This window comes from Mesorhizobium sp. WSM2240 (genome assembly GCF_040438645.1).
Classification (GTDB): domain Bacteria; phylum Pseudomonadota; class Alphaproteobacteria; order Rhizobiales; family Rhizobiaceae; genus Allomesorhizobium.
Window position 1 is genome coordinate 3,954,869 of record NZ_CP159253.1, and the last position, 13,320, is coordinate 3,968,188.

The 13,320-nt window shown below is 63.5% G+C and carries 14 protein-coding genes and 1 pseudogene; 6 read left to right on the forward strand and 9 right to left on the reverse strand.

The window, feature by feature from the left end; all coding sequences use genetic code 11:
• The first annotated feature begins 789 nt into the window (after window positions 1-789).
• Window positions 790-1,291 (forward strand): annotated as a pseudogene (locus ABVK50_RS19500) (isoprenylcysteine carboxylmethyltransferase family protein).
• On the opposite strand, the gene ABVK50_RS19505 reads toward ABVK50_RS19500, so the two are convergent.
• Window positions 1,285-2,181: a LysR family transcriptional regulator gene (locus ABVK50_RS19505; protein WP_353645006.1), complete on the reverse strand. Its 897-nt coding sequence runs from the start codon at window positions 2,179-2,181 to the stop codon at window positions 1,285-1,287. The pseudogene ABVK50_RS19500 and the gene ABVK50_RS19505 overlap by 7 nt on opposite strands.
• 109 nt (window positions 2,182-2,290) lie before the next feature.
• Window positions 2,291-3,265 (reverse strand): thioredoxin-disulfide reductase, encoded by a 975-nt coding sequence (gene trxB / locus ABVK50_RS19510; protein WP_353645005.1) that lies wholly within the window; start codon window positions 3,263-3,265, stop codon window positions 2,291-2,293.
• A gap of 261 nt (window positions 3,266-3,526) precedes the next feature.
• Between trxB and ABVK50_RS19515 the strand changes: the two genes are divergently transcribed.
• Complete coding sequence (locus tag ABVK50_RS19515; RefSeq protein ID WP_353645004.1) at window positions 3,527-3,997, forward strand: Lrp/AsnC family transcriptional regulator; 471 nt, start codon at window positions 3,527-3,529, stop codon at window positions 3,995-3,997.
• A 53-nt stretch (window positions 3,998-4,050) separates the two neighbouring features.
• Here ABVK50_RS19515 and ABVK50_RS19520 read toward each other — a convergent pair whose 3' ends face one another.
• The 5 genes from ABVK50_RS19520 to greA form a co-directional block, all read right to left on the reverse strand.
• Complete coding sequence (locus ABVK50_RS19520; protein WP_353645003.1) at window positions 4,051-4,749, reverse strand: glycosyltransferase; 699 nt, start codon at window positions 4,747-4,749, stop codon at window positions 4,051-4,053.
• Window positions 4,742-5,416: a hypothetical protein gene (locus tag ABVK50_RS19525; protein WP_353645002.1), complete on the reverse strand. Its 675-nt coding sequence runs from the start codon at window positions 5,414-5,416 to the stop codon at window positions 4,742-4,744. The genes ABVK50_RS19520 and ABVK50_RS19525 overlap by 8 nt, the downstream gene beginning before the upstream one ends.
• A gap of 143 nt (window positions 5,417-5,559) precedes the next feature.
• Entirely contained in the window at window positions 5,560-6,318 is a 759-nt protein-coding gene (locus ABVK50_RS19530) for a glycosyltransferase family 25 protein (protein ID WP_353645001.1), read from the reverse strand.
• Window positions 6,315-7,355, reverse strand: a complete 1,041-nt coding sequence (locus tag ABVK50_RS19535; protein WP_353645878.1) for a glycosyltransferase family 4 protein — start codon at window positions 7,353-7,355, stop codon at window positions 6,315-6,317. The genes ABVK50_RS19530 and ABVK50_RS19535 overlap by 4 nt, the downstream gene beginning before the upstream one ends.
• Before the next feature lie 58 nt (window positions 7,356-7,413).
• Complete coding sequence (greA, locus tag ABVK50_RS19540; protein ID WP_353645877.1) at window positions 7,414-7,887, reverse strand: transcription elongation factor GreA; 474 nt, start codon at window positions 7,885-7,887, stop codon at window positions 7,414-7,416.
• Between the two features lie 375 nt (window positions 7,888-8,262).
• On the opposite strand from greA, the gene ABVK50_RS19545 reads away from it, so the two are divergent.
• Window positions 8,263-9,495, forward strand: coding sequence for a PQQ-dependent sugar dehydrogenase (locus ABVK50_RS19545; RefSeq protein WP_353645000.1), 1,233 nt, complete (start codon window positions 8,263-8,265; stop codon window positions 9,493-9,495).
• A 164-nt stretch (window positions 9,496-9,659) separates the two neighbouring features.
• Here ABVK50_RS19545 and ABVK50_RS19550 read toward each other — a convergent pair whose 3' ends face one another.
• Window positions 9,660-10,199 (reverse strand): tetratricopeptide repeat protein, encoded by a 540-nt coding sequence (locus ABVK50_RS19550; RefSeq protein ID WP_353644999.1) that lies wholly within the window; start codon window positions 10,197-10,199, stop codon window positions 9,660-9,662.
• A gap of 238 nt (window positions 10,200-10,437) precedes the next feature.
• On the opposite strand from ABVK50_RS19550, the gene ABVK50_RS19555 reads away from it, so the two are divergent.
• Complete coding sequence (locus tag ABVK50_RS19555) at window positions 10,438-11,331, forward strand: DMT family transporter (RefSeq protein ID WP_353644998.1); 894 nt, start codon at window positions 10,438-10,440, stop codon at window positions 11,329-11,331.
• On the opposite strand, the gene ABVK50_RS19560 is transcribed toward ABVK50_RS19555, so the two are convergent.
• Window positions 11,321-11,671 (reverse strand): DMT family protein, encoded by a 351-nt coding sequence (locus ABVK50_RS19560; protein ID WP_353644997.1) that lies wholly within the window; start codon window positions 11,669-11,671, stop codon window positions 11,321-11,323. The two genes, ABVK50_RS19555 and ABVK50_RS19560, sit on opposite strands and share 11 nt — an antisense overlap.
• Window positions 11,672-11,818: 147 nt before the next feature.
• Between ABVK50_RS19560 and ABVK50_RS19565 the strand changes: the two genes are divergently transcribed.
• Window positions 11,819-12,244: a DUF3775 domain-containing protein gene (locus ABVK50_RS19565; RefSeq protein WP_353644996.1), complete on the forward strand. Its 426-nt coding sequence runs from the start codon at window positions 11,819-11,821 to the stop codon at window positions 12,242-12,244.
• A gap of 59 nt (window positions 12,245-12,303) precedes the next feature.
• A complete protein-coding gene (locus ABVK50_RS19570; protein ID WP_353644995.1) occupies window positions 12,304-13,272 on the forward strand; it encodes an extensin family protein in 969 nt (322 codons plus the stop codon).
• The last annotated feature ends 48 nt before the right edge of the window (window positions 13,273-13,320 follow it).

A 13,320-nucleotide genomic window follows, 5' to 3' on the forward strand; every position in this document is an offset into this window, starting at 1 on the left:
GCATCGTTCGCCGCCCCGAGGGACAGCGCTTGGGTTTGATGCCCGGAGGCATCTGAATGGGCCGGACGCGACGGCTGCCTAAGCCTCGGAGGTTTCGAGTGATGCCCCCATCTCCCGAAACGGACCGAACGCCGCGTCCTGTTTTGATTGGTACCAAATCAAGGCCGCTCGCGGCAGGTTACCGGATGTTACATATAACCGTTACGTGAGGGCGGATACGGCGGCTGTAACCGTTGCAAGGCTTGGAACTACGGGATTTCTGGCGAACGCCGCTGGTGCTCCGCTTCACGATTGGGCAGGCATCGTCACGGCCTGCGCGATTCGAGTGCAGCTATCGCAGCATGAGAGTTCGGCAAAAGCGTGCGCCGCTTGGTTGCAAGCCCCGCTGCTCCGCAGCCGGCCAAAAGCGCCCGCGGATCGAAAAACAGGAGCCGGCCACCGGCATTTCGGCGCGCCGGATACATCGTCGGATGGTTTCGGGCAACAAAAAAGCCGGATCTGAAAAGACCCGGCTGAGTTTGTTGGAAGTGCCGATTAAGGCTAAACCTCCAGAGGGGAACACTCCCAGGCGCTAATGGGAGGAGGAACGCGCCCGGAAGATGATCAATATATGGGCTTGTCTTGCCCGAGAAACAAGCACCCAGTTTGCAATGCTCCCATGCAAAATGACGCACCCTGTGGTCTAAGCTTCACTTCTACCAGATAGAACCAAGACGACGACGCCGGATGCTTGAACCCGGCCGGCGGGGCGTGATCTGTCCCTATCCGAGGCCCTTGGAAGGAACGACGATGCGCAAGCCTTCGGCCATCGCCGGCAGCGCAGCCTTCCTTATCCTGGCGCCGGGCGTCGTGGCCGGGGTGATCCCATGGTCCTTGACGAACGGTTATGGCCGGCCTCTGTCTTCGCTCGCGATGGTTGCAGCCGGATCGATCCCTGGTCCTGGCCGGCCTCGCGTCCTCCTTCATTCCTTCGCACGCTTTGCCTTCGAGGGCGCCGGTACGCCCGCCCCCATCGCGCCCACTGAAAGGCTGGTCGTCGGTGGCGCCTATCGATATGTGCGCAACCGGATGTATGTGGGGGTCCTGTCGATCATCTCCGGTCAGGCGCTGCTGTTCGCCGATTGGTCGCTCGTCGTCTATGCAGCCATCGTCGCAGTCACGGTGTTCACTTTCGTCAAGCTCTACGAAGAGCCGACGCTTGCTCGCCGCTAATGGCGACGAATATCAGGCCTACCGCGGCGCCGTCCCCGGCCGGCTGCCGCGTCTCACCCCGTGGACAAGCCCTCAATAGGACCAGTTGCGCGCCTTGGCGAACATGAAGTCGCGGAATGCCTTGAGCTTGGCCTGGTTCTTCATCGCGTCGGGATAGACGAAGAAGGTGTCGAAGGACGGCGCCTCGACCTCGGGCAGGATCGGCACGAGGCCCGATTCCTTGTCGGCCATGTAGTCCGGCAGCATGGCGATGCCGACGCCGCGCCTGACCGCCCTGCGTATCGACATCAAATCGTTGATCTGGAGAGCTGCGGGGCGCTTTGTTCCTTCCGGCCGGCCGATCGTCTCCAGCGTGTTGAGGCCGGCGAGATAGGCCGGTACCGGCTCGCCGAAGGTCACGATGCGATGCTGGTCGAGATCGGCGACCGACATCGGTTTGCCGTAGCGGTCCAGATAGGCCTGCGTGGCGAACACGTGCAGATGCACGGTGAAGAGCCGTCGCTGGATCAGATCCGGCTGCTGCGGCTGGCGCAGCCGCACGGCGCAGTCGGCCTGCCGCATCGTCAGGTCGAGCTCCTCGTTGGTCAACACGAGCTGAAGGTTGATCTCCGGATAAAGGTCGAGGAACTCCTTGGCGCGCTCTGTCAGCCAGCCGGTGCCGAGCCCGACCGTGGTCGTCACGCGCAGCGTGCCGGTCGGCTTCTCCAGCGTCTCGGTCAACTGCGTCTTGACGTTTTCGAGCTTCATCAGGACGTCATGCGCCGTCCGGAACAGCATCTCGCCCTGTTCCGTCAGCACCAGTCCGCGAGCGTGCCGGTTGAACAGCGGCACGCCGACATCGTGCTCCAGCGCGCTGACCTGCCGCGAAATCGCCGATTGCGAAAGCCGGAGCGTTTCGGCGGCGTGCGTGAACGAGCCCGCCTGCGCCGCTGCGTGAAACACACGTAGCTTGTCCCAGTCCAGAGACATATCTCCCCCTCGTCAGCATTCACCCCGGAAGCCGCCTCCCGGAGTGCATCTGTGCAGTTAGTCGTTCCCTGCCGGCTTTGCCGGTCTAAGTGTGTTGAATTTCAACACCTTATTCTGCCGCTTCGCGAACCTCTTCCAGGCTCGCGAGATATTTTTCCGCTTCCAGTGCCGCCATGCAGCCGAGGCCGGCCGCCGTCACCGCCTGGCGATAGACGTCGTCGGTCACGTCGCCGGCCGCAAACACGCCGGGCATATCGGTCTGGGTCGAATCGGGCGCGGTCCACAGATAGCCGTTCGGCTTCTGCTTCAGCTTGCCTGCGAACAATTCCACCGCCGGCGCGTGGCCGATCGCCACGAACACGCCGTCGACCTTGAGATGCGTCTCCGCCCCGGTTACCAGATTTTTCAACTTCAGCCCGTCGGCCGAAGGCGGCATCGGCGCCTGGCCGGGGCGGCCGGTGATCTCTTCCACCACCGTGTCCCAGATGACTTTGATGTTTTCCTTCTTGAGCAGCCGCTCGCGAAGGATCCGCTCGGCGCGGAAATCGTTGCGGCGGTGGATGACCGTGACGCTCTTGGCAATATGGGAGAGGTAGAGCGCCTCCTCGACCGCCGAATTGCCGCCGCCGATCACCGCGACATCCTTGCCGCGGTAGAAGAAGCCGTCGCAGGTAGCACAGGCCGAGACGCCGAAGCCCATATAGGTCTGCTCGCTTGGAATGCCGAGCCATTTGGCCTGCGCGCCGGTGGCGATGATCAGCGCATCGCTGGTATAGACCGTGCCCGAATCGCCCTTGGCCCGGAAAGGCCGGACGTCGAGGTCGACTTCGGTGATCACGTCATTGATGATTTCGGTGCCGACATGCTCGGCCTGCTTCAGCATCTGCTCCATCAGCCACGGACCCTGGATCGGATCGGCGTAGCCCGGATAGTTCTCGACGTCGGTGGTGATGGTGAGCTGTCCGCCCTGCTGCAGCCCAGCGACCAGGATCGGCTTCAGCATGGCGCGCGCCGCGTAAATCGCCGCCGTATAGCCGGCCGGACCGGAACCGATGATCAGGACGGGCGCGTGCTTCGATGTCATGGACGTGCTTTCGGCAAAGGGCGCGCGATGCGCGAGGCTGAGTAATCTGAAAATCGGCCCTTAATCTAGGTGTTGCCCGTCACGTCAGCAAGGCGGAGCCGCAATCGTCCCCGGAAACCTTGGTGCAAGCCAGGATTCCGGCCGGGTTGCGCTTGCATAATTCCGCAAAACCGGGCCTGACGGACAACCACCAATGGTTTATTGAGACGCTTTAGCTGGGTCTCCTCCAAAATTCGTCAGATCCCCAACACGGAAGAAAAAATGTCGATCAAGGCCGAACTCGATGCGATCGACTGGAAGATCCTGCGGGAATTGCAGGACGAAGGCCGCATCACCAATGTCGAGCTCTCCCGGCGCATCGGCATATCCGCGCCGCCTTGCCTCAGGCGCGTAAAGCGCCTGGAGGATGCCGGCATCATCCGCGGCTATCGCGCTCTGCTCAATGCCCCTTCGCTCGGCATGGACGTCGTGGCGTTCTGCCTTGTCGGGCTGCACCATCAGGCCGAAAGCGAGTTGAAGGCTTTCGCCGAGCGCACTCGCGGCTGGCCGATCGTGCGCCAGGCGTGGATGGTTTCGGGCGAATCAGATTTCCTGCTCCACTGCGTGGCGAGCGACCTCGGGGCCTTCCAGAGCTTCGTCATAGAGGAACTGACCTCCTCGCCCAACGTCGACACCGTGCGCACCGCGCTGACCATCCGCCAGGTCAAGGACGAGGGCACGGTGGCGATCTAGTCAGTCGGAGCTTGCGCGACCGCCTTCGGCCGGCCGCGCCGTGCCTGGAGCCCTCAGATCGGCTTCCAATCGGGATCGACCTTGGAAGCTTCGGCCCGCCAGAGATCGCCGTAGTCGACGTTCTGCCAATCCTTGAACCAAGGCCCGCCATTGGTGAAATGGACGGCGCTCGGCGTTCCCGCCTCCGGCTTTTCGCTCCATCCCTCCAGCCAGTTCCAGCTTTCAGGCAGGGCTCCGATTTCTTCGTCGGCGGCCCATTGCATCCGATGCAGGTAGGCGCCCGTCTGGCTGTTGATCACTTCCGGCGTCAGGGTCCTGGTGGACGGGTGTTCGCAATTGAACAGCATGAAGGACGACCAGTTCTTGCGCGGGTAGTTGGTCTGCACCTTGCCGTCCATCTTGACTGTCGCCTTCGGCGTATAGTCGTGTTTGACGCACAGCACCGCCTTGGACGGGTCCAGATATTCCGTCAGCTTCGCGATGTCGTCGAGAAACAGGAAGTCGCAATCGCAAAACAGCGCCCAGCCCTTGTAGCCGGCGAGCCACGGCGTGAAGAAGCGCGAATAGGTGAATTCGGTTGAGGCCAGCGGGTCCACCTCGCGTGTATAGGCGCCCTTCTCCACCAGTTCCTGCAGTTTGATGGCGTGCACCTCTACCGGAATGCTCGCCCGATCGAGCAATGTTTTTTTCGCAACGTCATAGGCGATTGGCTCGCGGGAATCCCAACCGATATAGATGTCGAACTTATTCATGTATCAGTCCTTCTGCGCTTGTTGACGCACGCTTCTCGTCTTCCGTCAGCCAGACGCGAATATTGCGTTCCTTGGCCTTGCCGTCGATCCACGCCCGTTCGTCGCCCCAGGCATGGCGCTGCCAGCCTTGCCAATTGAAGCCGGCGATCTCCACATCCCACTCATCGGCCGGAAGTCGCGCGAGCGCATACCGGATACCGAAATATCCAGTGCTTGGAAACCTTCGAATTTTAGTCAGGGAATACGGCTCGAGGCCCAATTCCAGGCAACCCTCCTCATAGAAGGACGGCGGAAGGACCGCGACGATCTTTCCGGCCTCGCCGTACATCATCAGCGCCGGCCACGTCCACTCGGCGCGCCGGCCCTTGATCCAGGAGAGGAAGTTCGGCCGCAGGCCGTATTTCTGTACGGCGATCGGATGCGAAACGAGAATGACGAGCTCCGCCGCCTGAACGATCGGCGAGGTCGGATAATAGGGATTTTCCAGCCGCCGCTGCATCGGCTTGCCGGTGTTGCATACAAAAAGCCAGTTCGTCTTCGTTCCGCTCATCCCGATCGACGCCTTCGGCTCGTTGAACCGAACCACATGATCGCTGGCGTCCACGCGTTCCGACATATCGAAGGGCAACGGCCCGTTGCCGACAACGAACAATCTCTTTCTAGCCATTGCATTCAGCCATCGGATTCTCCTGGCCATCCATCTGGCCCGGCAGGTCGCGCTGTTTAAAACGTTGTGCAGCTTGATCGCAAATCGATTCTCTGCTGGGCCAACAACTGCTGACGGATGGAAAGCCTGGCGATCAGCGGGCGTCAGCGCCTGGCGGAAGCTGCGACGCGCAAGGCCAGCCGATACCAGGCCCGCTTGACCTCCCGCGACAGCACCTCCCTGAGCGGCTTTGTCTTTTTCTGCACGATCGTGCCGCCGAGAAGATGCCCGATCTGGCGGACCGCCGGCGGTCGCACCGCCAGTATGCGGATTTTCGCAAGCCAGCACATCTGGATCGTCGTATCGACCGGCCGGTCGAAGGCTTCGGTCGCCTTCAAAAGCTCCGCCGCAGCCTGCCGGCCGACAAGCTGCGTCTGCATGCCAAGCCCGACATGCGCCGGTTCGACCAGCGCGATGTCGCCGGCTTTGGCCACCTCCGCGCCGCTATCCGTGTGGCTGCGATAGGGAAAGCGGATGTAGTCGCCCGGCCGGATCGTCTCCATCGCCAGCGCCAGCGCCGGCCCGAACAATCCTTCGTCCGGCTCGACATCGTCCTCGACGATCAGCCCGGCGTCGAGCCCGCGGTCGAGGATCGCCTGCCAGGCCTTCCGGTGGGAGAGAAAGCAGCCGACCTCGGCCTTGCGCAGTTCAAACGGATAGCGCGGGCGATGCAGATGGCGGCGGTAGACGGCTTCGATTTCGCCGTCCGCTAGCGTCAGCCCATCGACCGCATCGACGACATTTACCGGCAGCGGCAGCGTGGCCGTCAGCCGGTCGACCTGCGGCTTGCGCGCCTCGGCGCGCGCAAGATGGATGATGAAAGCCTCGGCGCGGCGTATCGGCGCGGCGTTCGGCGTGCTCATCCTTGCGCCCACACCTGGTCGTAAACCGCGCGAACGCCGTCCGCTTCGCGCTGCAGCGGAAACCGCTCCGTCACATGGGCAAGCGCGTTTGCGCCATGCGCCTCGGCCAGCGCCGGGTCGGCCAGATAAGGCCGGATCGCCTCGGTCAGCGCATGGCCGTCGCCGGCCGCCACCACCGCGCCGGTGACGCCCGGAACGATCATTTCGGCATAGGCGCCGGCGTCGCTTGCCACCACCGCCGTTTGCGAGGCCATCGCCTCCAGCGGCGTCAGCCCGAAGCCTTCATTGCGCGATGGCGCGACATAGAGCGAAACCCGCCTGTACCATGGCTTGATGTCCGGAACCTCGCCGAGAAAAACGATGCGGTCTGACAGCCCGGCCTTCGCCACGCGGCTTTCCAGTTCGTCGCCGAACGCTTTCTGCTCGGCCGTCACCCGGCCCGCAATCACCGCCGTCCAGTCGGGATAGAGGGGCAAAAGCTCGATCATCGCGTCGACGAAGAGGTCGGTACCCTTCTGGCGCCGCACGCGCCCGAAGCAGCCGACCGCGTATTTTCCAGGCAAGCCCGATGCGGAGAACGCGTCGTCGCCATCCCTCGGCGGGTGGAATTCCTCAAGGTCCACGCCGTGCATGATCACCGTATGCGGCACTTTCAGAAAGCTGCCGGACCGGACGCTTGTCGCGATCACTGCGTCCATCCGCCGGATCAGCCATTTGGTGAATGGCCGGTGCTCGCGCTGCGCGGCGGAGGTGAAGACGAGTTTTAGCGGGGCGCGCAAGAGCGTTTTCAGAATCACGCCGGCGACCATCTCGGTGTTGCGTCGGCCATGCCAGATCCGTTTGCGACCGGACGCCGGCCGTTTGAGTAGCGCGAACATCTGCCACCATCGCATCCTGGGCAGGCTGTCGGGCAGGCCGGGACCGAGCGTGGCGATCCCGAGCGTACGCGCCTGCAGCGGCACAAGCTGGATGATTGTGCTGGTGACGCCGGAAAGCCGCCGCTTCAGATTGGGAGCGATGACCTCGACGCGGGCCATATCGGGAGCCGGGGCACGCCGTCCGGTCCGGCCGGCGGCCTCGATGCGCGTGTCCACCTCAGATGAACTGCACCTGGACGACTTCGTAGCCGCGCGGCCCGCCGGGAGCGTTGACCTCGATGGTCTCGCCGACCTCTTTGCCGATCAGCGCGCGCGCGATCGGCGACGAGATCGAGATGCGGCCGGACTTCACATCCGCTTCCTGGTCGCCGACGATCTGATAGGTCTTTTCCTCTTCGGTGTCCTCGTCGACCAGCTTCACAGTCGCGCCGAACTTGATCTTGTCACCGGACAGTTTCGAGATATCGATGACTTCCGCGCGCGCCACCAGATCCTCGAGTTCCTGCACACGGCCCTCATTGAGGCTCTGCGCTTCCTTCGCGGCGTGGTATTCGGCGTTTTCGGACAAATCGCCATGCGAGCGCGCTTCCGAGATAGCCTCGATGATGCGCGGGCGCTCGTCCTGCTGACGCCACCGCAGCTCTTCCTTCAGAGCTTCGAATCCGCTGGCGGTCATCGGCACCTTGTTCATTGCAATCGGCCTTTCCATTCCCTGATCCCGCGCCATCCGACACTCGGAGGGAAGGCGGCGGGCAAAAAAAGAAAACGGTCCAGCAGCCTTGGCGACGGAACCGTTCTCAGCTCAATTTATCTCAATATAGCAAGCTCGCGCGCATTTTCACGCGAAAAAATTCCGCTTGGCCCAACTCATCCGACGATTTCCGCCAACGGTCGAGACTGCCCCAGGGGTGCTTTGAGATTCAGGTTGGGCCGAGCTGAAAACGGCGGATTTCGAGAACCGGAGCGGAGCGCACATTCAGGTACGTGAGCACCGGAAGCACAGAAAGCCGCCATTTGCAGGCCGGCCTGACCTAAATCTCAGAGCATTCTGGGCATTCACCCACCTGTGATCGCGGTTGCCGCATTTCTGGGGGACATCGCCGTGGCGCTTTCTTGTCTCGAACGCCTCGATGCCTATGTCGAAGTCATGGCCCGGATCAGACAGAACCTCTCTCGCGCGCTGCTTTCGGCGGCGCTGTCCGCCTTCATCGCTCTGCCGGCCATGGCTGAAAGCCGAACCCTGCGGACCGAGGAGGTCGCAGTCCGCGCCGACATCGTGGCCGACGGCCTCGAACATCCTTGGGGCCTCGATTTCCTGCCAGACGGCGACGTCATCGTCACGGAGCGGCCCGGACGCATCCGCATCCTGTCGAACGGCGAGCTTTCCGAACCGGTCGAAGGCGTGCCCGATGTCGTGGCGCGCGGCCAGGGCGGCCTGCTCGACATTGCCGTCTCGCCGGATTTCGCCCAATCCGGCCTCGTCTTCTTCAGCTTCTCCGAGCCCGGCAGGGGCGGCGCCGGCACGGCGGTGGCGCGGGCGAGGCTCGTCCGCGATGGCGCAGCCGCCCGCCTCGAGGACATGCAAACGATCTTCTCCATGGCAAAGAAGAGCCGCACCAGCCATCATTTCGGCTCACGTATCGTATTTCGCCCGGACGGTACGCTGTTCATCACCACCGGCGATCGCGGCTCGGGCCAGCGCGCGCAGGACATGAACGACCATGCCGGCTCTATACTGCGCATTAATCCGGACGGCTCGATACCGGCCGACAATCCCTCGCCCGACGGCTCGAAGCACCTTCCCGAAATATGGTCGAAGGGCCACCGCAACGTGCAGGGCGCTGCCTTCGACCCGGTGACAAATGCGCTCGTCACCGTGGAGCACGGCTCCAAGGGCGGCGACGAGATCAACCAGCCCGAGGCCGGCAGGAATTACGGCTGGCCCGTCATATCATACGGTGTCCACTATTCCGGCAAAAAGATCGGCGTCGGAACCGAGGCGGAAGGCTATGAGCAGCCGCTGTTCTACTGGGATCCGTCCATCGCCCCGTCCGGGCTGATCAGCTATCAGGGCGAGATGTTTCCGGAATGGAACGGCGATCTCATCGCCGGCGCGCTTAAATTCCAGCTTGTCTCGCGGTTGGAGCGCGACGGATCGGGCAAGATAACCGGCGAGGAGCGGATGTTCGAAGGCGAGTTCGGCCGCATCCGCGACGTCAATCTCGCTCCCGACGGCTCGATCTGGGTGCTCACCGACGAGAGCGACGGCGTCATCGTGCGCCTGTCGCGTGCAGGGTGACGGAAGCGATCCGCCCTTCGGGCCGCCAGCGACCTTCGCCAGTCACCTTCACTCAGTTCACGTCGCGCTGCCCCTCACCTGCCTGCCGGCACCCTCTCTCCGTTGTTCACGGGGAGAGGGTAAAGGTGAGGGGCAATTTCGCTCGGTCTCGACGGTTCAGGCTATCAGCCCTTCGCCTTCATGTACGCCTCGATCTGTGCCGACAGCTCGGCATATTCCTCGCAGCCCGTGCCGCAGCGCTTCTCGATCTCGGAAAGCTGCTCGCGCGCGGCGGCGACATCGCCGAGTTGCAGATGCGCTTCGCCCAGATACTCACGCACCTGCGTGTAGTCCGGGTCGGCCCTCAACGCCTCCTGGTAATAGCCGAGGCCGACGAGGATACGGCCCTGCTTGCGATGCGCATAGCCGAGATAGTTCAGGATGCGCGGATCTGACTTGTTCCCGGCCAGACTGAGCACAGTGATGGCCTCGTCATAGCGCCCGGCGAGCGCAAGCTGGCGGCCCGTCGCGTAGAGGCTGTCGTCGTCGATGACGCCCTGCCCCTGCTGCGGCACGCATTTCTTGGTCTTCTTGTCGTAAACTTGGCCCTTCTTGCATTCGGGAACGGCGTCGCTGCCGCCGCCGCCGGCCGAGAATGCCGGTGCGACGATGAGCGGCGCGGCGACCAGAAGCGAGGCGAGGCTGATAACAAACCGGGTCTGCATGGGAAACCTCCAAAGTGGCATCGGACACTAACGGTTTCGGCGGCGCGGTTCTTCCAGATTTCGGCACGCCCGCGCCTTCCCGCCGCGTTGCAATCATCTTGCCACCATGGCCGCCGAAAGCAAACGTTGCTGAAGCGCCGTGAGCATGCTGTCCCTAAGCCGCCGCCACGCTGGCCCTTGCCGCCGGGATCGCGGCTGATAGAAGTCCGGCTCCATTTCTCCAGCCGGAACACCCGAATTGACCCGTATCCAGGCCAACCTTGTTTTGCTGCTCGCCGGCGCCATGTGGGGCATGGGCTTCGTCGCCCAGTCCACCGCCATGGCCGCGATCGGGCCATTCCTGTTCATCGGACTTCGCTTTGCGATCGCAGCGTTGGCGATCCTTCCCTTTGCGGTCGTCGAGTCGCGGCGCGCAGAACGCCCGCTTACCCCGGCAAGCTGGACGGCGTTCATCTGGATCGGCCTGCTTATGTTCGGCGCGTCTGGTTTTCAGCAGGTCGGCCTCCTGTCCACCACCGTGACCAACTCCGGTTTCCTCACCGGCCTTTATGTGGTGATGGTGCCTTTCTTCGCCGTGCTGCTGTTTCGCAGTTGGCCTCACCCTGTGGTCTGGCCGGCCGCGATCACAGCACTTGCCGGCATATGGTTCCTGTCCGGCGGCAAGGTCGAAGCGCTGACCGTCGGCGACTGGCTAACCGTGCTCGCCGCCGGCTTCTGCGCCCTCCAGCTCATCTATATCGGCCGTAGCGCCAGTCCCACCGGCCGCCCGGTGACGCTGGCCGTCACCCAGTTCGCGGTCTGCGCCGTCATCGGCATGGCTGTCGCCCTGGCCATCGAGCCTTTCGACTGGAGCGCGATCTTGAGCGCCGGCCCCGAAATCCTCTATGCTGGCGTCTTTTCGGGCGGCATCGCCTTCACCTTGCAGGTCGTCGGCCAGCGCTACACGACAGCCCCGCAGGCGGCGATTTTCCTCGCCTCGGAAGCGGTCTTCGCCGCGCTTTTCGGGGCCTGGTTCCTCGGCGAGCGGCTTCCGGCCGCCGGCATTCTGGGCTGCGGCCTGATCTTCGCGGCGATCGTCGTGGTAGAGGTCCTGCCGCCGCTCCTGGCGCGCAGGCGGTCGGCTACGCCCTGAAGATCAGCGCCGCGCCCCCCGCAATCAGCGCAAATCCCAGCGCGTGGTTCCAGGTGATCCCTTCCTTGAGATAGAACACCGAGAACACCACGAAGACGGCCAGCGTGATCACTTCCTGGATCGTCTTCAGCTCGGCCGCCGAATAGACGGAATGGCCGATGCGGTTGGCCGGGACCGCCAGCCAGTATTCCAGAAACGCGATGCCCCAGGAAAACAGCACCGCCGCGTAGAGCGGCGCGGCCTTGAACCTCAAATGCCCGTACCAGGCAAACGTCATGAAGATGTTCGATGCGAGCAGGAGCAGCACCGGCACTATCTTGGGCGACAAGAGCAGCGTCATGAGGGAATCACGTCTGGAGGAAGGCGGCAGCGCCATTTCGGGCCAAGGCCCGTTCCTGTCAATCACCCTCAAGGCCTCGCCGCACATCGGCGCGTGACGTTGCCGTCAAATCGGCTATCATCACGTACCGTAGTCACGGAGACGACCTTGCAGCAGCGGCTAGACAGGGAGTGGGAACTGACCATCGGTCCCGACACCGTCCGCCTTTTCATCGAAAAGGCCAAGGCCATCAGCGCTGCGATTAATGACGACTACGCCGACGGCAGCGAGCACGAGGTCGAGCTCGACGGCAACTCCAGGGACAATCACCATCATGACGGCCTGGCCGAGGAGAAGACCGACAATCTGACCGCCGAGGAGCTCCGCCAGCTCATCGAAGATCTGAATGTCGACGAGGCCGCCGAGCTGATCGCATTGATGTGGATCGGGCGTGGCGATTACAGCGCCGACGAATGGAACGAAGCCGTGAACGAGGCGCGTCAACGCGGTAACCGGCGCACCTCGAAATATCTGCTCGGCATGCCGCTTCTGGGCGACTGGCTCGAGGAAGGGCTGGAAGCGCTCGGCGCGTGACGCCGCTGTCGCCAAACGTGATCTAGGCAGTAGTTGCCTGGCGCTGCCAACGACCGCAAATGGTCGTTGTGGACGCGATTACCTCCCCGCTTTTTGTCAGGACCCGGCAACTCGCGTTGCTGGTAGCCGTCACAGTCCTATGCGGCGGCCCGGTTTATGCCCAGACCCCCGATCTGCCCGAAAAGGCCCCCGTCCCGGAAATCTATCCGCCGCCAGCCGGCAACATCCCGCCCGAACGTCCCGGCGAACCGCCGGTGCCCGAGCCGAAGCCGGCCAATGAACCCGCCCCGGATACTCCATCGCCGGACGGTCTTGGTCCGGAGAAGCCCGGGCCGCCCTCGCAACTCCCCGCGCCGGCTGAAAGCCCGACCGCCGCCGACGATGCACCTTTGCCCGAGCAAAAACCGGATGGAACCACCGCGAACGCCCCGCAACTCCCCGAAATTCCCGCGGACCCGCGCTCGGCGATGCCGCGCTTCGACATCATCCCGCCGGACGAAACCGCCTGCCGCGCGCGGCTGCGTACGCTTGGCGTGGTGTTCGAAGAGCGCCCGGCGCAAAGCGATCCCGCCGGCTGCGCCCTGCCCTACCCGCTAGCGGTGACGAAGCTCAGCCCCACAATTTCACTCGAGCCGGAGGCGCTGATGAACTGCGCCATGGCCGAGGCCGCGGCACGCTTCGCGGCGGACATTGTCTCGCCTGCGGCCAAAGCCGAATATGGCGAAGAGCTCCAATCGATCGGCCACGCCTCGGCCTATGTCTGCCGGCCCCGCAATGGCGGCGAAAAACTTTCCGAACACGCCTTCGGCAATGCGCTCGACATTTCGCGCTTCACCCTGTCGAAAGGCACTGCCGTCGACGTGGAGCCCGCGCCGGACCCGAAGGCGGCAAAATTCCTCGGCGCGATCCGCAAGGCCGCCTGCGGCCCGTTCAAGACCGTGCTCGGGCCGGGCAGCGACGCCGACCACGCGCTGCATTTCCACTTCGACCTCGCCCCCCGCCGCAATGGTGGGACGTTTTGCCAGTAAGGCCGTCGCGGCCCCAATCCCGCCGCAGGCGTAAATATCGCCGCTGAC